Below are 18026 nucleotides of genomic sequence, written 5' to 3'. Positions count from 1 at the left end.
CTCAGTTAAAAATTCCTGTGCTCTTCGTGAAACGCTTTAAATCCTCCCAATTCCGCTCACACTTATCAACTTCACTCTCAAAATAGGCTTTTTCTAAATCCGATTCGGCACCTGCAGTCAGAACCGCTTTTATTAGCTGCATGTCCACTTCATCCTCGGCAAACGTTTTGTCCAAAGAAGCGTCCATTTCCGCTGTCTTATCCATGAACGCTCTTCCTTTCTATTGGATCAAAGCAACTAGTACATCACTTTCTGTAACTGCTTTAATTTTTCTTTCACTGGAGCCATCAGCTCAACCCCTTTACGATCAAACTGCACCAAATCCCGCAATTTTTCGTTCACTTTCCCACGCAAATTGCTCATTGCCTGTGGTAGATCAGCCATGTCAAACAGCTCAATGTCAACGAATTGCCCTAGCTGCGCAACCATCACCTTGAGCTGTTCTTCAGACTCCCCACTATCTGCGGCTTCTTCAATCTTCTTAATGCCACCAAGCACAAAGTCTTCCAAAAATGCTTCGCAAAAGAAATCATGGTTCTCTTCAATCTTTGATAGCTCGTCTCTCACTTGTTTCAATGCATCGATATATGCTTCACTAGCCCCCATCAACCCGCGTGGTGTCGCGATTCTCTTTGATACATTCTGGACTTCTCTCATCATTTGAACAAATTCAGGATCTTCCTTTTCCAATTCAGGCGCCATGTTCTCCCATTTTGCTCCTAGGGTTCCCATTTTGTTCATCGCTTCTTCCAGTGAGTGAAGTGTATCCAAAGGTTTGGAGTTTTTCTCAATTGCATGATCCAAATACGCACGAAATTCTTTTACGTTTAAAACCCGCACGTCCATCTCCTCCTAAATCAGCTCCAGCCCCGCGCTTTAAGCAGACAGGGCTATTGCTCACTTACACTGAAATATTCCCCGCTTTACCTGACACCCCTTCAACTTTCTCTTCAATCTCAAGCGCCTTTGAAGAGTGATCCTCATCCAATCCTAGTAGCTTTTCTGCTGTGTCTTGTGCATGTTTACGTCCCACCTCAGCTACTTTCAGTTCCGCGTTCATCTGGAATTTTGGTAGCGCGGCCACTTCTTTAAAGTCCTCCACTGTAGCCAAAATTCCTTGAATATCCTTTACACTTTCTTCCACAGCTTCTTCATATGCTGTATACCCATTTGGTACATCAACGGAGAGCACTTCTTCTTTCCATACAGCGTCCTCTCTATCCAAATCAGACATGTCCGATTTAATGGATTCAACCCGCTCACTACACGATTCACTAGATGACTTTGCCTTTTCTACCACTGGCATATGCTCAGATTCGTAACGTTCTTTTAATGCCTCCGAACCTTGACCTTGCATCAAAGCATCAAGTACGCTTGTCTGCTTCATCGCACTTTCCAGCTCTTCTAACTTTTCTATCGCCAACTTTTGAGTGTCCTTCTCTTCATCAAGGAAATCATGTGCTTCTTTAAATTTTAATGCCTTCATTGGTGTGCCTCCTTTAGCTGCCAGCTTGGATCACCCGAGCCAGCTCTTCGTCCTTTTCCCAATACTGAGCAATCAGTAACATTTGTTTCGACACATCGTTTAAAACTTTCTCAGCGTACAGCTTGAAAAAACTCCTGAATTTCTGTGACACTGACACAAGCAGTAAGAATGTGTCGAGATTCGTTACTTTGATTTGGTGGCCGTTCTCTTTGAATGCAAGCACAAGAAGCCCTTCTGCCGCCAGTCTAATGCGGTGCAGGACGGTGAAGCATTCTTTTGTCAACAATAGTCGTGGAGTCAGGCCAGTGCCAAGCGATCCCCCCACCAACCAAAGCGCAGTGAGTGCTGGAGATTTCCCCGTTAGACTTGAAAAAAGTGCGATCATTGATTGATTGGCATTATATTCAGGGTCGTTTAATGTTGCTAGTACGTGGTCAAGCAGGTGTGCGTCTTTGCTTTGTCCTATCATTTCAAGCATCGGTGCTAAATGCTCTCCAATGTTGCCGAAAATCTGTTGAAGAAAGTTATATTGATCGATAAGGTTTTTTATCTCTAAAGCGGCCTGGATAGGGTTATGGGCATTCAGCAAAATCTTCCCTACCGTTATTAACATTGATTGTAGGGTCTGCTCTATCATAGATAGCTCTTGTATAACCGCATCTTTTTGCGTTTCTGTGAGAAAGCCTTCTTGAACAAATGCGCCTAGAATTTCTTCCGCATTCTCACGTAGAAACTGTACCATCTTAATCGCATCTTGTATTTTACCTGGAACAGTTTGCAGCATCGGAATGAACTCTTCTCCTAACTTTTTCCCGAATTCCATTGTTGCTTCCCGTGTACCACCGAAAAAGTTATTAACGGAGTCCATGTTCATCCCTTCCCAAAAATTCCCCCATGAATCGGTCATCTTCGAAAAGGATTGGATCAAACCAAGGTCTAAGCCGATCAGTTCTTCAACCGCCCCATCAAACCCACCTTTATTATAGGCATCTGCCATGGGTGCAAGATACGTTTGTAATTCGCGCACGATTCCCTCTGGGAGATGACTAACGAGAGATTGTAAGCCACCATAACCACTCATAGAATCAATCACATGACGATTACCAAAGTCCATCATGCCAGGTAACGGCAGAATTCCATATAGAACGTCCTCTTGCATTGACAAGTGTTGAATGGAGGACTCGTCCATTTTGTCTCGGTAATATTGTTCACCGAATTTGGCGAGTTCTTTGCGGTTGAGGGAGTAGAGTTCTTCATCGTTCTGAGGATCGATACCAAATTTAGTTGCTACTGCTAGGCTGAATTCCTCATCAATGTAAACCATCTCATGTACATTCACTGGCGCAGGATTGGTAGTATACACCGTGTCATAGTGCGCGTTTGCCAATTGGTGTTTCGTCATTAACCCGCCACCAAGGGAGTGACCTAAGCCATACTTTTTTAACTCTGTTTCAATGCCCTTGTCAGCTATTTCTTTTTCGATCACTTCTAGCATTCCTTCCTCAAAATCCGCCAAATCCTTTGACTGATGATCCACTTTACCAGTTCCGGTTCCAAGAAGATTTTGCATCCAGTCACGAGGTTGTCCATCGCCTTCTTCACCCATTTCGCTACCACGCGCAATCGTGTACGTCTCGTTTATGCCTTTTTCCTCATCATAAATATGAACCACTGCGCCATCAAATCCAGAATAATTGTTCCCCTTCGGTAGGTCACCATGCTCTTTAGATGTATACACCTTAATCGTGGTGCTATCCGGTAAGGGCTCTCCCTTTCCTTCTATATAAATTTTTTTCACCATATCGGCAGTCAAAGTTTTATACTCATCCTGCATCAACCGATTTCGCATCACATCTGTGTCAAATACCTGTGGGTCTTTTCCAGCCATTATTCTTCACTCCCCACAGATTTTTGTTTGAATTGAACAGCTTTCATTAGCTTCTTCGCGCGTTCTTCTGCAAGATCGAGGTCAAGGTCACATGGTTTTGCTTTATCACGACAACTAACTTCGTATGCTAAACTGAGTCCTCGGGAATGCTCATTGGATTTAACATATCCAAAAAAAGAATAAGACGTTCCTTCTTTATCCTCTACTTGAACATGATACTCATTTTTCGCATAATAAATCGTCTTCCCATCAGCTTCAATCTCTTCATATTCGCCTTCATAACTAACACTCCTGGACAGCGACCTCTGTCTAGCCTCAATATCATCCGCGTTTCTAGCGCGTGCATCATATCGCGTACGTACTGATCGAAGTATGTCATCGTCGCTATCAATGAAAAGCGTATCCTCTACCTTGCCAGTTTCATCATCATAGAAATAACGAGATTTTTGCATCTCCCCCGTCACCGGAAATAACATCGTATAACCGCCTGTCTTTGATTCAAATTCATAATACCCGTCTTCCACCTCTTCAGATGACTTCATAAACTCTCTTGTAAACTCGTCTTGAAATGCTGGTGTGTCTGGTTTTGACCCCATAATGTTACAACCTCCTAGTAATAGTGATACGAGTAATAGAGACATGCTGACACGTTTCATTCAAGCTTTCTCCCCCTTCAAAACTTCTCCTAGTGTTTATAGTAAAACATATCATGCAGAAACACTATGAAAACACTTTTTGATGTGCTTATTCATATAGCATTGTTAGTTGCTCCCGTCTCTCTCGTCTGTTTATGACGTCCCTCGCGCACAATAAACATTGTACCCGCAATCATATACAAGACCAGAGGAGAGATACCTAAAATACTATACCCTTGCTCCACGCCCACCCACGTGATAACGATGCCATAGATGACGGCGCTCACAACAAAAAGTACCATAGATCTATTTCGATCCTTCCTCCTCGCCCCTACTGTTGTATACAAAACTGGATGGGTTACACTTAACTGGACAATAATGATGAGGGGTAGCGAGATAGGAATCCAGTTTTAGGGGATATCATCCAAAAAACTAGGAAACTTCAAACGAAGCGACTTTACATTGAGTTCGGGCATGTTAGGCTAGTGGTGTAGCCAATGCTTCACCATAGCTTGGCACTTGGCGAGAAAAACATGCCCGTGGAGGCTCAATGTCAAGTTGCGCCGGTCTCGCACTTTCTCAAACCCTACCAGTTAAGGAGATGATCATGGATGGAAAAACGTCCAAGAAGACAGTTTACTGCTGAATTTAAGGCACAAATGGTCCAGCTATATCACAATGGGAAACCACGAGCAGAAATTGTTCGAGACTATGAACTCACACCATCTTCCCTAGATAAATGGATTAAACAAAGCAAGACATCAGGTTCCTTCAAAGAAAAGGATAATCGCAGCCCTGAAGAAGTCGAGCTGATTGAGTTACGTAAGAGAAATAAGTATCTTGAGATGGAGAATGACATTTTAAAGCAAGCCGCGCTGATACTAGGACGCAAGTAGATGTGATCAAGCAAAATTGTCACAAATATTCAGTTTCAGCAATGTGTCGCGTCCTACAACTCCCAAGAAGCACATACTACTATGTGTCAAAAGAACGACCAGCTGAAGACCCAATCACCGCTCGTGTCGTCGATATTTTTCACGATAATCGTCGTACTTATGGTACAAGAAGGATGAAGGCCGCCTTACAAAAAGAAGGCATTCGAGTCTCACGCCGTCGCATCGCACGAATGATGCGTGAACAGGGGTTGGTTTCCATTTACACAATCACCAACTACAAGCCACAGCGTACTCCTTGTAATGAAGATAACGTGGCAAATGAGTTGAATCGTGAGTTTGATCAACAAGAAGAAAAGAAAGTCATTGTCAGCGATTTAACCTATGTACGTGTCGGGAATCAGTTTCATTACATGTGCGTGTTAGTCGATCTATTCAATCGTGAAATCATTGGGTCAAGTTGTGGACGCAAGAAAGACGCAGCACTTGTGGCAAAAGCATTTGCATCTATTTCAGGTGACTTACGCAAACTACGATTATTTCATACAGATCGGGGATCAGAGTTTAAGAACAAACTAATCGATCAAACGCTTCATACGTTCGGCATCGAGCGCTCTTTGAGCATGAAAGGATGTCCATATGATAATGCCGTTGCAGAAGCGACATTCAAGACGATTAAGACCGAATTTGTCAGGCAATATGTGTTTGAGACGCTGGGTGACCTCGATAGAGAGCAGCGAGATTATGTCCATTGGTTTAACACAAAACGTTTACACAGTACACTTGGATATAACAGTCCGATTGAGTACAAGATAGCCCTCTAAAAATTTGTCCAATTTAGTGTTGCCATTCCAAACCAGTGGTATCAATAACATGAGGACTTGGACAAGACCTACAGCAAATACACCACATATACCTGCACTAATGAGAAAGAATGCTCCGGCGCCTTTTCGACGATTTTTTGTTCTCACAGCAATGATGATCCCTATGACACCTAAAATAATGGAGATAAAACCTATAAACCCGAGTATGATTGCGATTGCCACTCCGAAGCCTTCCATACCCATCTGGAAAAAAGTATCTGCATCAGTCGTAGATTTCTCTTTTTCAATAAAGGACAGGATCATACCCAACAACATCAGACCAAGGAAAGACAATACCCCTATCACAATAAACATAGCCCCACCAAGTACGCCTAAGAAGCGTTCACTCACTTTATTCATTATAAATTCTCCTTTTCACACAACGCCTCACATCAATCCTGTTGCGATTGCCACGCCTTTTGTTTTCGTGTCAACATCTCAATTTCTCTTAACCTCCAATTAATGCCTAGCGTCTCAACTACGCTCAATCCTAATCAGCATCCTGCTTGGCTTTCCAATCTTTTTGTTTCGTTTTCAGATTCTCAAGTTCATTTGACATCCTTAAAATGGTATCCGAATTCATTTCTATATAAGAATTTATGCGTTTATAAGCCTCATCGATGGCTTCTCTCGCATCCTGATAACGTTGATCCCCACCAATTTCATATTTGCTCTCCGCAGAGTTTCGTAAGCTCTCATTGCGATCATTGGTTTTCCCTGCCCAAGATGATGTTGACAGACTCGGTGAGTGTACAAGTGCGACATTCTCATCTAAGGTTCCCTTCTTTAGCACCAAATTCTGAGCCGCCTTTTGCAGTCGTTCTTTTTGTTCTATCAAGTCATCTCTTGCACTTCTCATGTCGCTAAGAGCGCTTTTCTTATCCGCAATTTGTGTCTTATACATATCCACCCCTCCATTTCTATATGTGGCTCCTGTACGACGCATGCCTGCTGCACCGTACAGGAGCGTTTATTAAGTCACGCTTACCATAGCTGTTACCTCTGGGATTTTCATCTTTGTCATTTCCGAGCCACTAACATAATAGCCCATGCCCATTTTTAACCCTGCTGGGTCTTTCGGTAAGTTCTTCAGTACCCGTTGATCACTTGGCTTCACAAGCAAGATGCCTTGGCGCACTTTACGCAACTCTGTCGTGAATTGATCTGGAGACATGAAATCACCTGAATTTCCAGACGCAAGGATTTTCAAACCTAAAGGCGCTGCTTCCCTCATCACACTAACGAGTTTGAATGCTGTTCTCGACATCCCTTTCGCATCAATATCACCTGTCAAGTTGCTCGCCATCTTATCCATATCATCAATGACAAGGAGTGTTGTTTTAAACGTTGGCAGTGTCTCGCCTTTTTCCAGCGCTTTTTTATATGCTTCGCTACGCGCCTCAAACTCCTCTATCAAATCATCAAGCCATGCGAGTGTCTCTTCTTCTGTTTGGATCGAGCGGACATTTGCTTGCTTTTGTTTTAATAGCTTTAATAGCGTATGGGTTGGGCTGTCACAGAGCACAATCTCTTCTATCGTGTTTGATGCCGCATATGAAGAGAGAATCACTTGCATTACATTTGTCTTTCCAATCCCTGCTCGCCCAACCACAACGCAATTGGCGTGCGTGTCAAATGGCACGTAAACTGGCTTGACGGTAATCTCATCCAAACCAACGGGTACCTGTTCCTCTTGTAATTGTGCAAATTTGCTGTGGAAGTCACCCAGTGACAGTTCTGCTGGTAACATCGCCATCGCTTCTGGCCGGTCTTCTTCCTCATATTGTTCATTGATCGCTGTGACTTTTGTTTTGAGTGCGGACCAAAGTTCGGTTTCTGTCTCCCCTGCCACAGGTAAGTACATTTGCGCAAATTCGGTTGTCTTCCGACCAATGAGCACACGCCCTGGGATCGGCTCGACTTCAAATTTTGTTTTCGGAATCACCGTCTGCATATCCGCTTGATCGAGCATATAATGCATCACTTTCATCGGCATGTTGTTTCGTAACGCTGCTTTCACAACCGTTGTCACTTGCGACGCGGTGATCAATAGATAGACGCCATGCGCCTGACCATCACGAGCGAGCTGAACAAAGCGGGCTTCAAGTGGTTCAAACTCTTCTTTGACTAAATCATAGTTATCAACTGCGACATAAATTGCTGGTAATGGCTCTTCCGCTAGCTCGTTGTACATGCGGATGTTACTCATTTCATTCGCAAAGAATAAATCACGGCGGCACTCAATTTCTTCTTCGATATAAAACGGTTGAGAAAATCCCCGAGATCATCCAACAACTACAATTCGCTCCGAAAACAGACTCGGATGAATTGGTCAAAAACATCGCTTTCAATGGTGAATCAAATGACAACATATTAATCGGAGCAACGAACAATTTGCGCTTATTTCAAGGCACAACGCCTTTATCACAACAATTGGCCGACAACGAGAATACGAGTAAACCTTGGCTTATATGGACGTTAGGCATTATTGCAGCTGCATTACTTGTGGGTTGGTTTATATACTTCATCCCAAAATTATCTATCGATGTAGAACAATGAATCTTCATTCCACCTGTCATCTCTTCTAAATGAACGTAGGAAGGTGAAGTGTTAATGCTGCTTGTGTTGTATAAAACGCGTATTTAAAACAAAAAACAGGCCACAACCGTTGCTTTCTCACAAGAATTTTATTACGATAGATTGGTTCAGCTGAAAAGAATCCCGTGGAGGAGGAAAAAACATGATCAATGCTGTCATAAAGAATTTAAAGGAACAACTAAACAAAGAATTTGAACCATTTTTGAACCCACCTGCGACCGAGGGGCAAATAAGACATGCCGAAAAAGAGATGGGGATCATATTCCCAGAAGATTTGCGGAGCCTCTATTTGATTCACAATGGAGAAAATGAATCGGGACCCGGACTATTTTTCGGTCTTCCCTTCCTTTCATTAGACGATATGCTAGATGAGTGGAGAGGATGGCCTAATGCTGAAGAAGAGTGGATGACTGAAATTGATTCCCACTCTGTCCCATCAGGTTGGATCAAAGAACGATATGTTAACCGCTACTGGATACCAATTAGTAAAGACCACGGCGGAAATCATATTGGCATTGATCTAGATCCTGATGAGAAAGGTCACAAAGGCCAAATCATCAATTTTGGTAGCGATGAAGAAGTAAAGTATGTCATTGCTCATCAAATAGTAGATCTTTTATCTTTTATAACGGAGACACTACGAAAAGGAAATTATACCCTTCGTCATGAAGAGGAAGAAGAAGGAGATTATGTGCATTGGGATTATGGTTCCGATGGAGAAAGTACTCACTTTTTAGATGAACTTTCTTCCCTGGAGCTCCCTCTTTTATGTACCGACTCATTAAAAAAATGAAAACAGTCATGATGCCTAACGCTTTTAATGCGATAGAACAATAAGCTGATCCCCCGTGTGTTCACTTCAAAATTGGTCAGACGGGGGGTTTTTGTTGCATATATGCGTTATCATTTGCCGGAATAGACGTAATATGCCTAATTTAATCTCTTTAATTAAACAATAATTGTGCGAAAACACACACAAATCCGGATGATCATCCATCCCTCTCGGTCCCACAGTGTTAACGTTTGAAGTTTTTGGCGGGGGATATGAAGAAGAGACTTGGCTACACCAGGCTAACACGCCCGCCCCTCCATGTAAAATCGCTCGGGTTGAACTTCGAATGATTTACTGGAGTTCTCCCACGAAAATTTGCCCGCTCTTTCCAGGAAGGATGGCAGGCGCTCTTCTAATGAGGACAACTTATTTTTGCTAGGGAGTGTTACAATTTTGCTTGACCGGGTCATCCGTATGAGTCTATCGTTGAATGACCATACTTTTTATACTCATGGTACAAATCTTCAACCACAGGACCATGATCCCACGCGGCAACAGGCTCTTCTACGAAAAAGTTTTAACTGAGTTCGCCACGTATCCGCCACGCATATCCTGATATCAATATTTTCATTACGTATCCAAACCCCTAAAAATGGCTATATATCAAGGTTTTTTAGTGAAGCTCCCAAGCGGACTTGAACCGCTGACCCCCACCTTACCATGGTGGTCAGAGGCGTAGTCATTTCCGCTCAACCCTTATTTTACGGCATTTTCTGTGCACGTAAAAGCCGCATATAACCCCCTAAAGTCAGGATTTAGCAAAAGTTCGCCACGTATTCGCCACGCGCGGGGTGGTTGGTGGCGAACTACGTGGCGAGCTTTTTACCTCTTTCTTTTTTCTATATAACAAACACAAGCCTCGTATTTCTGACCTGTGTAATTATCAACGTACCCTTCCCCATCGTTGCGTATTTTTACGATAACAGTACTTTCAATAAGTGGTTCCTTCTCTTTATCAAAGTAAAGAGTGTCACCTTCCTTTATATGCTTATCTGGTAAATCATTTATTGCGCGCACCTTATGACGAAACTCACACTTCAAAAAATCATCGTAATGTTTTGCAACATCGCTTGATGTTAATACGTCTGAAATTACAACGTCTCCTGCTCGATTCACTCTTCCTAAAAAAACACCTTCCATCGGTGTCTTTTTCTCTGATTTATCCAATGCAATTTCATCCCCTTTAACAGCTCATTAGCTTTTCATCATAAATTGCTACTATTTCCCGTTTGCCCAAATGTACATAATATGCTTTACCTGAAATTAAGAGTTGTTGATAAGCACTTATAATACCTTTAAAATCTCTTGTAGCCATGGAACGGTAAAAATCTGAAATTGCATTCGGTTCCCCAAGAGAATCAAGCACTCGCAATGCTTCTTCATGTTCACCACGAACAATGTATTGGTGTGCTAATTCTTCCTTAACTATATCATTATCATCGTAAAATACTTTCCTGTTGACATTTTTTACAAAAGGTATATCAACACGTATGATTTCATCCCTTATATCGAATAATTCATTTTCCCCATAAATATTGGCTGCCTTTTCCAAACAACTAATACTTTCATCGAAATCATCATACATACATGCCAAACCTTTGACACGCCACGCCTTAGCTACCATTTTCCCACTTGATGCACAACTGGCTATTACTTCATCTGCACATTCAATCGCACCAGCAGTATCATAGCTAATCAAAAGTTTAATATCCTCATAAAAAGCATTAGCTGCAACCATCAATGATTGTTTTACAAAGGAATTCTTCACTTTCAAATCCTTGATCTTAGGTATAGCTGCTTTTACGAGCGCTTCCGCCGTAGTCAATTCTCCGTCTTCATAGTAAATTTTAGCTTTTGTCAACAACACTTTTATTCTAACTTCTTTTGACAAGATTTTCCCATATATATCACGTAATATATCTAATGCTTCTTCAGACGCACCCTCTCCATGTACTTTATATACAGAGACCCAACGCTGGATTTCCGCTTTTTTGTTCTTATGAAGTTTACTCAAACTCGCAATGAGAGGTTGCCTATCGTGGGTAGACGCATATTCAAAAGCACTTAATATACCCATATCCGTATCTAGCGTCAAACAATATTCATCTATAACTTCTAGCCAATTCTCTCCAAATAGGTGTTTGGATAAATGAACAGCATTATGGAAATAGAGAGATCCCCCATTTAAAAATCTCCACAAAACAGACCTATGCCACCCTAACGCAGCAGAAACCTTTGCTTGTGTCATGCCCTTCTTCTCTATGGCGTCTATCACTTTATCAGCTAATTCCAATAGCCCTCCCCCCCCTTTTGTTGTTGCTTAAAAATGAATTAAATAACATTGCAACAAAAATATATCATGATCGAGGTACAAGATCAATGAGCTACACTAAATTACCATTAGTGTAGCATATTTACCATTAATTTACATTATTGATAGGTAGTTAGACAATTAAAAAAAGGGCTCGAAGCCCCCTTATCGGAAAAAGCGATATACTATTTATAATCGGCATGTGACTTGATTTCTGGCATTCCGTGTCCATCAGGTTCAACCTCTGCATTCGATTGCGCACCAAAAGAAATCATACTCATTACAACTACGGTAACAAACAAGAAACGCTTCATCAAACATCGCCCCCCAATTCCTTACGGATAATATGTGCCAAAAACACCCCACGCCCATTTTCAAATTGTTCCATAGCTGACCGCAAGAACTCTTTGTTCTTAGTGGCTTTCCCTTTGTACCACATCAAATGTGGGCTTTCTCTTCCCAAAGATTCCAATTCCTTAATCAATTCAAGTGCATTTTCACAATCACCGCGCACAATATGCTGATGCGCTATCTCCTCGGGAACCACTCCCAAAAGATCAAACGTTTCTCCAAGTGTATTACGAGCGGCTGGATAATATTCACGCTCCAAACACTCTTTATAGAGATGCTGTCCCGTTTCTTTTGCGATGCGCATTGCTTCACCAAAATAATATGAACACTGCTTACGATCCCCTTTGCACATCATGATCAAGCCTAATCCATGATTGGGAGCGACCTTTACTGCTTCCGGTGTGGATTCGTTTACCGTCACCGCTAGATAGTTTTTTTCGGCATTGTCTACGTCTCCTTTTCCATACAAATAGTAGTTACCTACCAACAACAATGCACGGCTTGCCAATACACTTTTTGTGTATCCTGCTTCAAATTCACTTAGTTCATCCACCAAGCCTTGGAGCAGCAAAAACATCTTTTCAAATTTACCTAATTTGGCGTATGCGTTTGTAACTAATATCTTCAAACGCGTTTTTAAAACGGGTTCTTTCACATTAACATCTAGGTTGCGCGCCTCATCAATGATCTCCTCGTAAGTGAATTGATCCTCAAGGACCAACAACACTAAACGGTGCACATCTATCCATTCCGTCAAACGTTCGTCATCTTGATAACGTTCAATAAGTTGATGTAAAATGTCCCGTTGCTGAAAAACCGCCGCGTATTCAAATGAATCCTTGACATGTGGCAGGGAATGCAGAGATAACGTATATTCATTCATCAATTCTATCATTCGAGGTTTCGCCATCTTCTTAGTCGAATACGCTACTTGCTCAAAAGAAAACGCATTCACTTCTTCACGCGCAAGCTGGCGCATTAGTGCTGGTGTCCATTCCTTACCGTTGCCCCATAAATTCATCTGCTTTAGCCGCTCTTCTGTTTCCTTCGTGATCCTACGAAGAGTATCGCCACCAAACAATCCAGCATATTCTATTGCCAAAACATTTGACCTCCCTTGATTTTTGTCTTTCCTTTACGTTTTCGACTGTAAAACCCCCTTTTCCTTCCTTGTTTCCCATTTTTCGTACGACACTTTCTTGCATATTGCGCGTAATTCTTAGGGGATGCCGTCATGTTTTGTCATGCACTTATACATCATTGAAAAATATGTAACTTTCTAGATGATCAACTAATTATTTTGTCTTTATTGTCAACGTGTTTCCCGAATAGCGCCCCTCCCCATAGTAGTACATACAATGTAAAATAAAAAAGCACCTCCATAAAAAAAGATTTATGCACACTTAAATGAAAGTGGTCATTTATAATATGTAACACGACAACAAAAAGCAGGAATTGTATAATTTCCGACCAGACAATAAAAAAATGAGTGTAGTTCTTGTTTACTTTTAGATAAGTTTCAAGAATAACGCTCAATGGCACTAAAATTAAAAACGAAATAAAAAATGCTAACAAAAAATAGGGCAGACTAATCAATTTGACGCCAAAGACCATACTTAAAAAATACACCACTGCAGTACAAACAATCCCAATAAAAACTACAATAGAAACAAGAACCAAAAACATAAGAAGACGCTCTTTGTTCAATATAATAACCTCCAAAGATAAAGTACACCACTCACTATTACACTATGTAATAAATGAGTGGTGTATTCTTCCAAACTATACTCTAAAGAACAATCCAGATAATAACCTTAGCAATGGCTTCTGCGTCTTTCTTAGCAATTCCTGCTTTTCGTAATGCCTGTGTTAAAGCCATCTCTGAAACTGTCTCGATCTCTTCCAAAACATCAGCAATTTTGTGCCGATATTTTAAAACAAGGTCGGCGTTTTTCTTGCTAAATGGACGTAAAGCCTTTTCCAACGCCCATCCACCAGCCCGAAGAAGCGCCGCAATAATTTTGAGCTTAGCATTTACCCGCGCTTCATCTCGAGAAAGCTCGTACCCTTTTTGTGTTTGTGCCAAGTTGATATCATAAGTACGTTGAATCGCCACCACATCTTGATTTTGTGCATTATTTTTAGCATCTGCTAAAGTGGGAACAACCGCGCTAAAAAGTAAAAGAGAGGACAAGCTTGCCAGTGTTACCTTTTTCATTCTTGCAGTCACCCTTTCGGTTTTTTATACCTTACAACAATGCAACCTCTACACATAAAACCATACGACTTTGCGACTATTCGTTATGGCAACACATCCTTTAACATTGTGATAGTATTACAGTTTTTATAGTATAGGACTTTTGACCTATTGTAAATAATAACTTTTCTCTTTTTTCTGTCAAATAAGGACATGTTTCTACACATGGAATCATTTTATTTCCATCTATTTACATTAGATGGATGTCTTTTGTTCTATTAAATGGATATGTATGGTTATTAACTGGGCATTATAACCAAAAAACCACCCCTTGCAACAAGGAGCAGTCCACTGGATGAATACATCATTCATATATATAAAGGTAAATGTGATGTGCATTTAATATATCACAATGAAATTACTAGCGCAACAAGCTTCCTATTAAAACAAAAAGAGAAGGGCAAAAGCCCTCCCTATACCGTAAATCACCTAGGCGGTGACACTTGTATTATAGCACATTAAAAAGAGGGCGAGAAGCCCCCCTGACCAGCTTGTGACTATAAGCGCAAAAAATCTTAGGCTTGCCCCGGCACAGTAGGACCTAAAGGCATAACATCTCCTGCAGAAGCATCTACTGAAAAGCCTGGATTAGATGCCTCTGATACTCCATTGGATCCAACACTCACAAAAGCAAGACTTGCCACAACCATAATAACACAAACACCCTTAATCGCTTTCATAATACCCCTCCTTGTGTTTTAAACTGGAATCCCCATTTCTTCCTTGATAAGCGGAAGTAAGAAAGCTTGATTCTCAACCTCCAACCGTTTTAAAGCATATGCTAGCACATTCTTATCTTTAGTCGCCTTACCCTTGTAGTATTCCAACAAAGCTGTATCTCTACCTTGTGACTCCAATTCCTTAATCATCACAAGTGCTCGTTCACATTCCCCGCGTACAACATACTGATGGATCTGTTCTTCAACGTCCACGTCCTCTACATCAAACTGTTCGCCGGATACATTTCGTAAAAACGGGTAGTCGTTTTTCTTTAGGCGATCTCGATAATCATTCAATCCTAACCGCTCTGCATAGTCAATTGCTTTTTCTAGGTGTGGCAATCCACCACCTTCTTTATACAAAGTTGCCAACGCCAAGCCATGGTGAGCATACGCACGAACCGCTTCAGGAGTCATACTATTATCCAACACATTTGAGTAATATTTCTCAGCCTGCCCTATATTACCCTTTACATAGAGCAGTGAATTCGCTATGCAGAGCATAGCACGACTAGCTAATACACTCTTTGTGAATCCTGGCTTAATACGTAAAAACTGTTCTGGAAGATGATCAATGAGCGACACGGATTTTTCGGGATAACCAAGTCGTTCATATGCGAACATTTCCAACAGTTCCAGACGTGTCTTCAGAACAGTTTCATAAACATGCCCCACCGCATCACGGGATTTACGTATGATGCCTTTTTCCGATAACGAGCCTTCTAATACTTCCAACATCAAATCATAGACAGTCCCCCACTCTTCCAAATCCATGCTTTTGCGGAATCTCTCAACAAGTTTTTTCAATACAGTTTTTTGTTCGAATAACATTGCGTATTCAAAAGCGTCTTTTACATACTCTCGGCTTTGTCCTTCACCTTCCAAAGCAAGCACATATTCGTTCATCAGGGGTACAATGCGGCCTTTCGCCATCTTTCGAACAGAAAGAATTACTTGTTCAAAGCAGATTTTTTCATACATCTTAACGCCATCAGAGTCTTCGCCTCTAGCCAACTCCCACATGATGGATGGCGTCCACACATCTCCATTCTCCCATAACCCCATGTCTTGCAACAATTGTTGGGTCTGTGGTGTTATTGTGCGTACTACATCCAATTCTAAGGGTGAAACATGTTTGGACATACCCATCCTCCTTAGTAATTTTTACAAAAATCTCACAGAGATCCCTGCTTGTTTATACTTTCGTCATCAAAAGCATAAATCCTTGCACAAAATTTATATACTTTTGTCGATTAGATTCGAATTGTGGTTTAACAAAAAGAAAATTCAAACCATGTTGTGTAAAATAGTAAACCGGTAGTGTAATACATAGTAATATATAGTAGAATAAGGAGAAAAGATGATTCAAGGAAAGGAAGTTGCATATGTCTATAAAACCAGATCACTTGCGTTCACTGAGAAAACAACGGAAACTGACACAAGAACAACTTGGGCAAATGCTAGGAGTAACAAAGGTGTCTGTGTCGGGTTACGAGACAGGTAACCGAAACCCTGATACATCTACATTAATAAAAATTTGTGATACATTTAACGTGTCAGCCGATTATTTATTGGGTCGTACTGTTAATGCCACCCTTCCTTTGGCAGACGCGAGTCTTACAGACGAAGAAAACAAACTTTTACGCGAGTATTTAGCGTTTCTACGCTACAAATAGAAATATTTCAGCCATTAACAAAGAATCCCCCTGCTAGAAAATTTCTTTTGCGAGGGGGAGTGCGCCTATTTATTCATCTCATGCCTTTCTGTTTCCATGTCATCTGATTCAATATCATCATTTATTTTCCTTCTAAAGAAGAAATAAACCCCTAACATCAAACATAAGTGTAAGAGCACAAGAGAGAAAACAGGAATTCTTACCCCTTCGTAATTCATTTCAACAATATATATATATATGAAGGATAGCCCCCCATGGATATATATACCCGTTTCATTTTTACTAAATATTTTTGACAGCCAATCTATACCAAAAGAATCAAAAACACGCACGAAAATGTTTACAATCTCAGCAATAACAACGTACAGGACAATAAAAATGCTGAAAAAAAACAGCGAGAAAAACGAGTCTACTTCAATCGCAAGAAACGGAATAAAGGTGAAAAACGTTCCCGCGAGAAAAATAGTTGCAACATACATCAATATAATTGCCGCGAGTACCGCCGTATATCCAATTACTTTTTTATACATTTTTGTTCTCCCCTTCCATTTACTATGTATATATGTTAAGCAAAGCAAGCGCCCTTTAGAACAGGACGCTCTTTATTAACGGTTTACAAGATCCACCCAGCTACAATCTTTGCCAAGGTTTTTGCAGCTTTTTTAGGGATTCCCACCTTCTCGAATCCTGTAGCTATCGCTTTTTCAGATTTCGTCGAGAATTTATCCAGACCATCAGCCATTTTTTTAGAATACTTTTTTACCAGGTTAGCATTCTTTTTACTCAATGGTTTGATGATTTTACTTAGAATATCTCCTCCATGCCTTAACGCCTGTTTAATCGTCCAAAGTTTCCAGCCTTGCTCTTCAATAATATCATCATCATATTTCCCGAGATCATCAAAGTCCCTTTTTAACTCCATGTTCGGGACACCGTCCGTGGAAGCGGATGCAAAAGAAGGCGCAACCAACATAAACATTACCAAAACTGACAAAGAAGCTAAAAACGATTTCATAACCATGAGCAAAATTTCCCCCTTATTATATGTTTGTCATGGTATCAAAATAATACCACAACAAGAATCACAACGTCAACAAATGCATGCACATGAACTTCTTCAATCTACACCATTTTGACCACCCCCTAAACAAAGTATATAGTTAACTTAAAGCATAACGAATAGGCATTTCTTTATTAACTATAAGTTACTCTATAATGCAAGTTTAACACAATATTGATCAATGTCTACAATAAGTTATCTTCTTTTTACGACTTTAAATTACATAATAACCTATTATAAAGTAGTGTTTCTTGACGAATAAAGCATTTTATAGGTATTAATTGTTTTTCTTGATCGTATAAAGTCGTAAAGTTTTTTGTTCGTTCTGTTAATTTTGTGATCATCTAATAGTAATCATAAAAGGTACTGATTGATAAATTATAATCCATTTGAAAATAAACCAACAAATAAAATTTTTACTTCAACATTTCAAGCACTGCCTTCAAAATTTCAGCTG

At 40.7% G+C, this 18026-nt stretch carries 21 protein-coding genes; 4 read left to right on the top strand and 17 right to left on the bottom strand.

What is annotated here, in order from left to right:
- Window position 1: 1 nt before the first annotated feature.
- The 5 genes from NSQ26_RS14220 to NSQ26_RS14200 form a co-directional block, all read right to left on the bottom strand.
- Window positions 2-205, bottom strand: coding sequence for a hypothetical protein (locus NSQ26_RS14220; protein WP_499718649.1), 204 nt, complete (start codon window positions 203-205; stop codon window positions 2-4).
- A gap of 32 nt (window positions 206-237) precedes the next feature.
- A complete protein-coding gene (locus tag NSQ26_RS14215) occupies window positions 238-840 on the bottom strand; it encodes a T7SS effector LXG polymorphic toxin (protein ID WP_499718648.1) in 603 nt (200 codons plus the stop codon).
- A gap of 61 nt (window positions 841-901) precedes the next feature.
- Window positions 902-1486, bottom strand: coding sequence for a T7SS effector LXG polymorphic toxin (locus NSQ26_RS14210; protein ID WP_499718647.1), 585 nt, complete (start codon window positions 1484-1486; stop codon window positions 902-904).
- Between the two features lie 13 nt (window positions 1487-1499).
- Window positions 1500-3374, bottom strand: coding sequence for a DUF6792 domain-containing protein (locus NSQ26_RS14205; RefSeq protein ID WP_499718646.1), 1875 nt, complete (start codon window positions 3372-3374; stop codon window positions 1500-1502).
- Window positions 3374-3970, bottom strand: a complete 597-nt coding sequence (locus NSQ26_RS14200; protein WP_499718645.1) for a YvcA-related protein — start codon at window positions 3968-3970, stop codon at window positions 3374-3376. Before NSQ26_RS14200 ends, NSQ26_RS14205 begins: the two co-directional genes overlap by 1 nt.
- 650 nt (window positions 3971-4620) lie before the next feature.
- Here NSQ26_RS14200 and NSQ26_RS14195 point away from each other — a divergent pair.
- Window positions 4621-5726, top strand: a protein-coding gene (locus NSQ26_RS14195; protein ID WP_499718015.1) for an IS3 family transposase whose coding sequence is annotated in 2 segments (ribosomal slippage) — window positions 4621-4870 and window positions 4870-5726 — 1107 coding nt in all. Because the reading frame shifts where the segments join, the coding sequence is not laid out codon by codon here.
- On the opposite strand, the gene NSQ26_RS14190 is transcribed toward NSQ26_RS14195, so the two are convergent.
- From NSQ26_RS14190 to NSQ26_RS14180, 3 genes are all read right to left on the bottom strand, one after another.
- Complete coding sequence (locus NSQ26_RS14190) at window positions 5673-6125, bottom strand: hypothetical protein (protein ID WP_499718644.1); 453 nt, start codon at window positions 6123-6125, stop codon at window positions 5673-5675. The two genes, NSQ26_RS14195 and NSQ26_RS14190, sit on opposite strands and share 54 nt — an antisense overlap.
- A gap of 130 nt (window positions 6126-6255) precedes the next feature.
- Window positions 6256-6669 (bottom strand): hypothetical protein, encoded by a 414-nt coding sequence (locus tag NSQ26_RS14185; RefSeq protein ID WP_499718643.1) that lies wholly within the window; start codon window positions 6667-6669, stop codon window positions 6256-6258.
- Between the two features lie 69 nt (window positions 6670-6738).
- Window positions 6739-7959 (bottom strand): hypothetical protein, encoded by a 1221-nt coding sequence (locus NSQ26_RS14180; RefSeq protein ID WP_499718642.1) that lies wholly within the window; start codon window positions 7957-7959, stop codon window positions 6739-6741.
- On the opposite strand from NSQ26_RS14180, the gene NSQ26_RS14175 reads away from it, so the two are divergent.
- Window positions 7932-8324: a type VII secretion EssA family protein gene (locus tag NSQ26_RS14175; RefSeq protein WP_499718641.1), complete on the top strand. Its 393-nt coding sequence runs from the start codon at window positions 7932-7934 to the stop codon at window positions 8322-8324. The two genes, NSQ26_RS14180 and NSQ26_RS14175, sit on opposite strands and share 28 nt — an antisense overlap.
- 181 nt (window positions 8325-8505) lie before the next feature.
- The gene (locus tag NSQ26_RS14170; RefSeq protein ID WP_499718640.1) at window positions 8506-9156 is read left to right on the top strand and encodes an SMI1/KNR4 family protein; all 651 of its coding nucleotides are present in this window, start codon (window positions 8506-8508) and stop codon (window positions 9154-9156) included.
- Window positions 9157-10017: 861 nt separating this feature from the next.
- On the opposite strand, the gene NSQ26_RS14165 is transcribed toward NSQ26_RS14170, so the two are convergent.
- The 7 genes from NSQ26_RS14165 to NSQ26_RS14135 all read right to left on the bottom strand — a co-directional run bounded on the left by NSQ26_RS14165 (window position 10018) and on the right by NSQ26_RS14135 (window position 15976).
- The gene (locus NSQ26_RS14165) at window positions 10018-10362 is read right to left on the bottom strand and encodes a hypothetical protein (protein ID WP_499718639.1); all 345 of its coding nucleotides are present in this window, start codon (window positions 10360-10362) and stop codon (window positions 10018-10020) included.
- 16 nt (window positions 10363-10378) lie between these two features.
- Window positions 10379-11488: an AimR family lysis-lysogeny pheromone receptor gene (locus NSQ26_RS14160; RefSeq protein ID WP_499718638.1), complete on the bottom strand. Its 1110-nt coding sequence runs from the start codon at window positions 11486-11488 to the stop codon at window positions 10379-10381.
- A gap of 203 nt (window positions 11489-11691) precedes the next feature.
- Window positions 11692-11823 carry a hypothetical protein gene (locus NSQ26_RS14155; protein WP_499718637.1) on the bottom strand — a complete coding sequence of 44 codons (132 nt, stop codon included), beginning with the start codon at window positions 11821-11823 and terminating at the stop codon, window positions 11692-11694.
- Window positions 11820-12959 (bottom strand): AimR family lysis-lysogeny pheromone receptor, encoded by a 1140-nt coding sequence (locus NSQ26_RS14150; protein ID WP_499718636.1) that lies wholly within the window; start codon window positions 12957-12959, stop codon window positions 11820-11822. The genes NSQ26_RS14155 and NSQ26_RS14150 overlap by 4 nt, the downstream gene beginning before the upstream one ends.
- A 687-nt stretch (window positions 12960-13646) precedes the next feature.
- A complete protein-coding gene (locus NSQ26_RS14145) occupies window positions 13647-14075 on the bottom strand; it encodes a YqxI family protein (RefSeq protein WP_499718635.1) in 429 nt (142 codons plus the stop codon).
- Between the two features lie 554 nt (window positions 14076-14629).
- A complete protein-coding gene (locus NSQ26_RS14140) occupies window positions 14630-14794 on the bottom strand; it encodes a hypothetical protein (protein ID WP_499718634.1) in 165 nt (54 codons plus the stop codon).
- Between the two features lie 18 nt (window positions 14795-14812).
- Window positions 14813-15976 (bottom strand): AimR family lysis-lysogeny pheromone receptor, encoded by a 1164-nt coding sequence (locus tag NSQ26_RS14135; RefSeq protein ID WP_499718633.1) that lies wholly within the window; start codon window positions 15974-15976, stop codon window positions 14813-14815.
- Window positions 15977-16218: 242 nt separating this feature from the next.
- On the opposite strand from NSQ26_RS14135, the gene NSQ26_RS14130 reads away from it, so the two are divergent.
- The gene (locus tag NSQ26_RS14130; protein ID WP_499718632.1) at window positions 16219-16509 is read left to right on the top strand and encodes a helix-turn-helix domain-containing protein; all 291 of its coding nucleotides are present in this window, start codon (window positions 16219-16221) and stop codon (window positions 16507-16509) included.
- Between the two features lie 65 nt (window positions 16510-16574).
- Here NSQ26_RS14130 and NSQ26_RS14125 read toward each other — a convergent pair whose 3' ends face one another.
- Together NSQ26_RS14125 and NSQ26_RS14120 are read right to left on the bottom strand one after the other, a co-directional pair.
- The gene (locus NSQ26_RS14125) at window positions 16575-17039 is read right to left on the bottom strand and encodes a hypothetical protein (RefSeq protein ID WP_499718631.1); all 465 of its coding nucleotides are present in this window, start codon (window positions 17037-17039) and stop codon (window positions 16575-16577) included.
- Between the two features lie 83 nt (window positions 17040-17122).
- Window positions 17123-17530 (bottom strand): YqxI family protein, encoded by a 408-nt coding sequence (locus NSQ26_RS14120; protein ID WP_499718045.1) that lies wholly within the window; start codon window positions 17528-17530, stop codon window positions 17123-17125.
- Window positions 17531-18026: the final 496 nt, after the last annotated feature.

Origin of the sequence: Bacillus sp. FSL W7-1360 (genome assembly GCF_038592975.1) — a bacterium.
Taxonomy (GTDB): domain Bacteria; phylum Bacillota; class Bacilli; order Bacillales; family Bacillaceae_D; genus Shouchella; species Shouchella lonarensis.
Note: the sequence above shows the minus strand (reverse complement) of the source record. Positions and strands in the feature narration are given on the sequence as shown.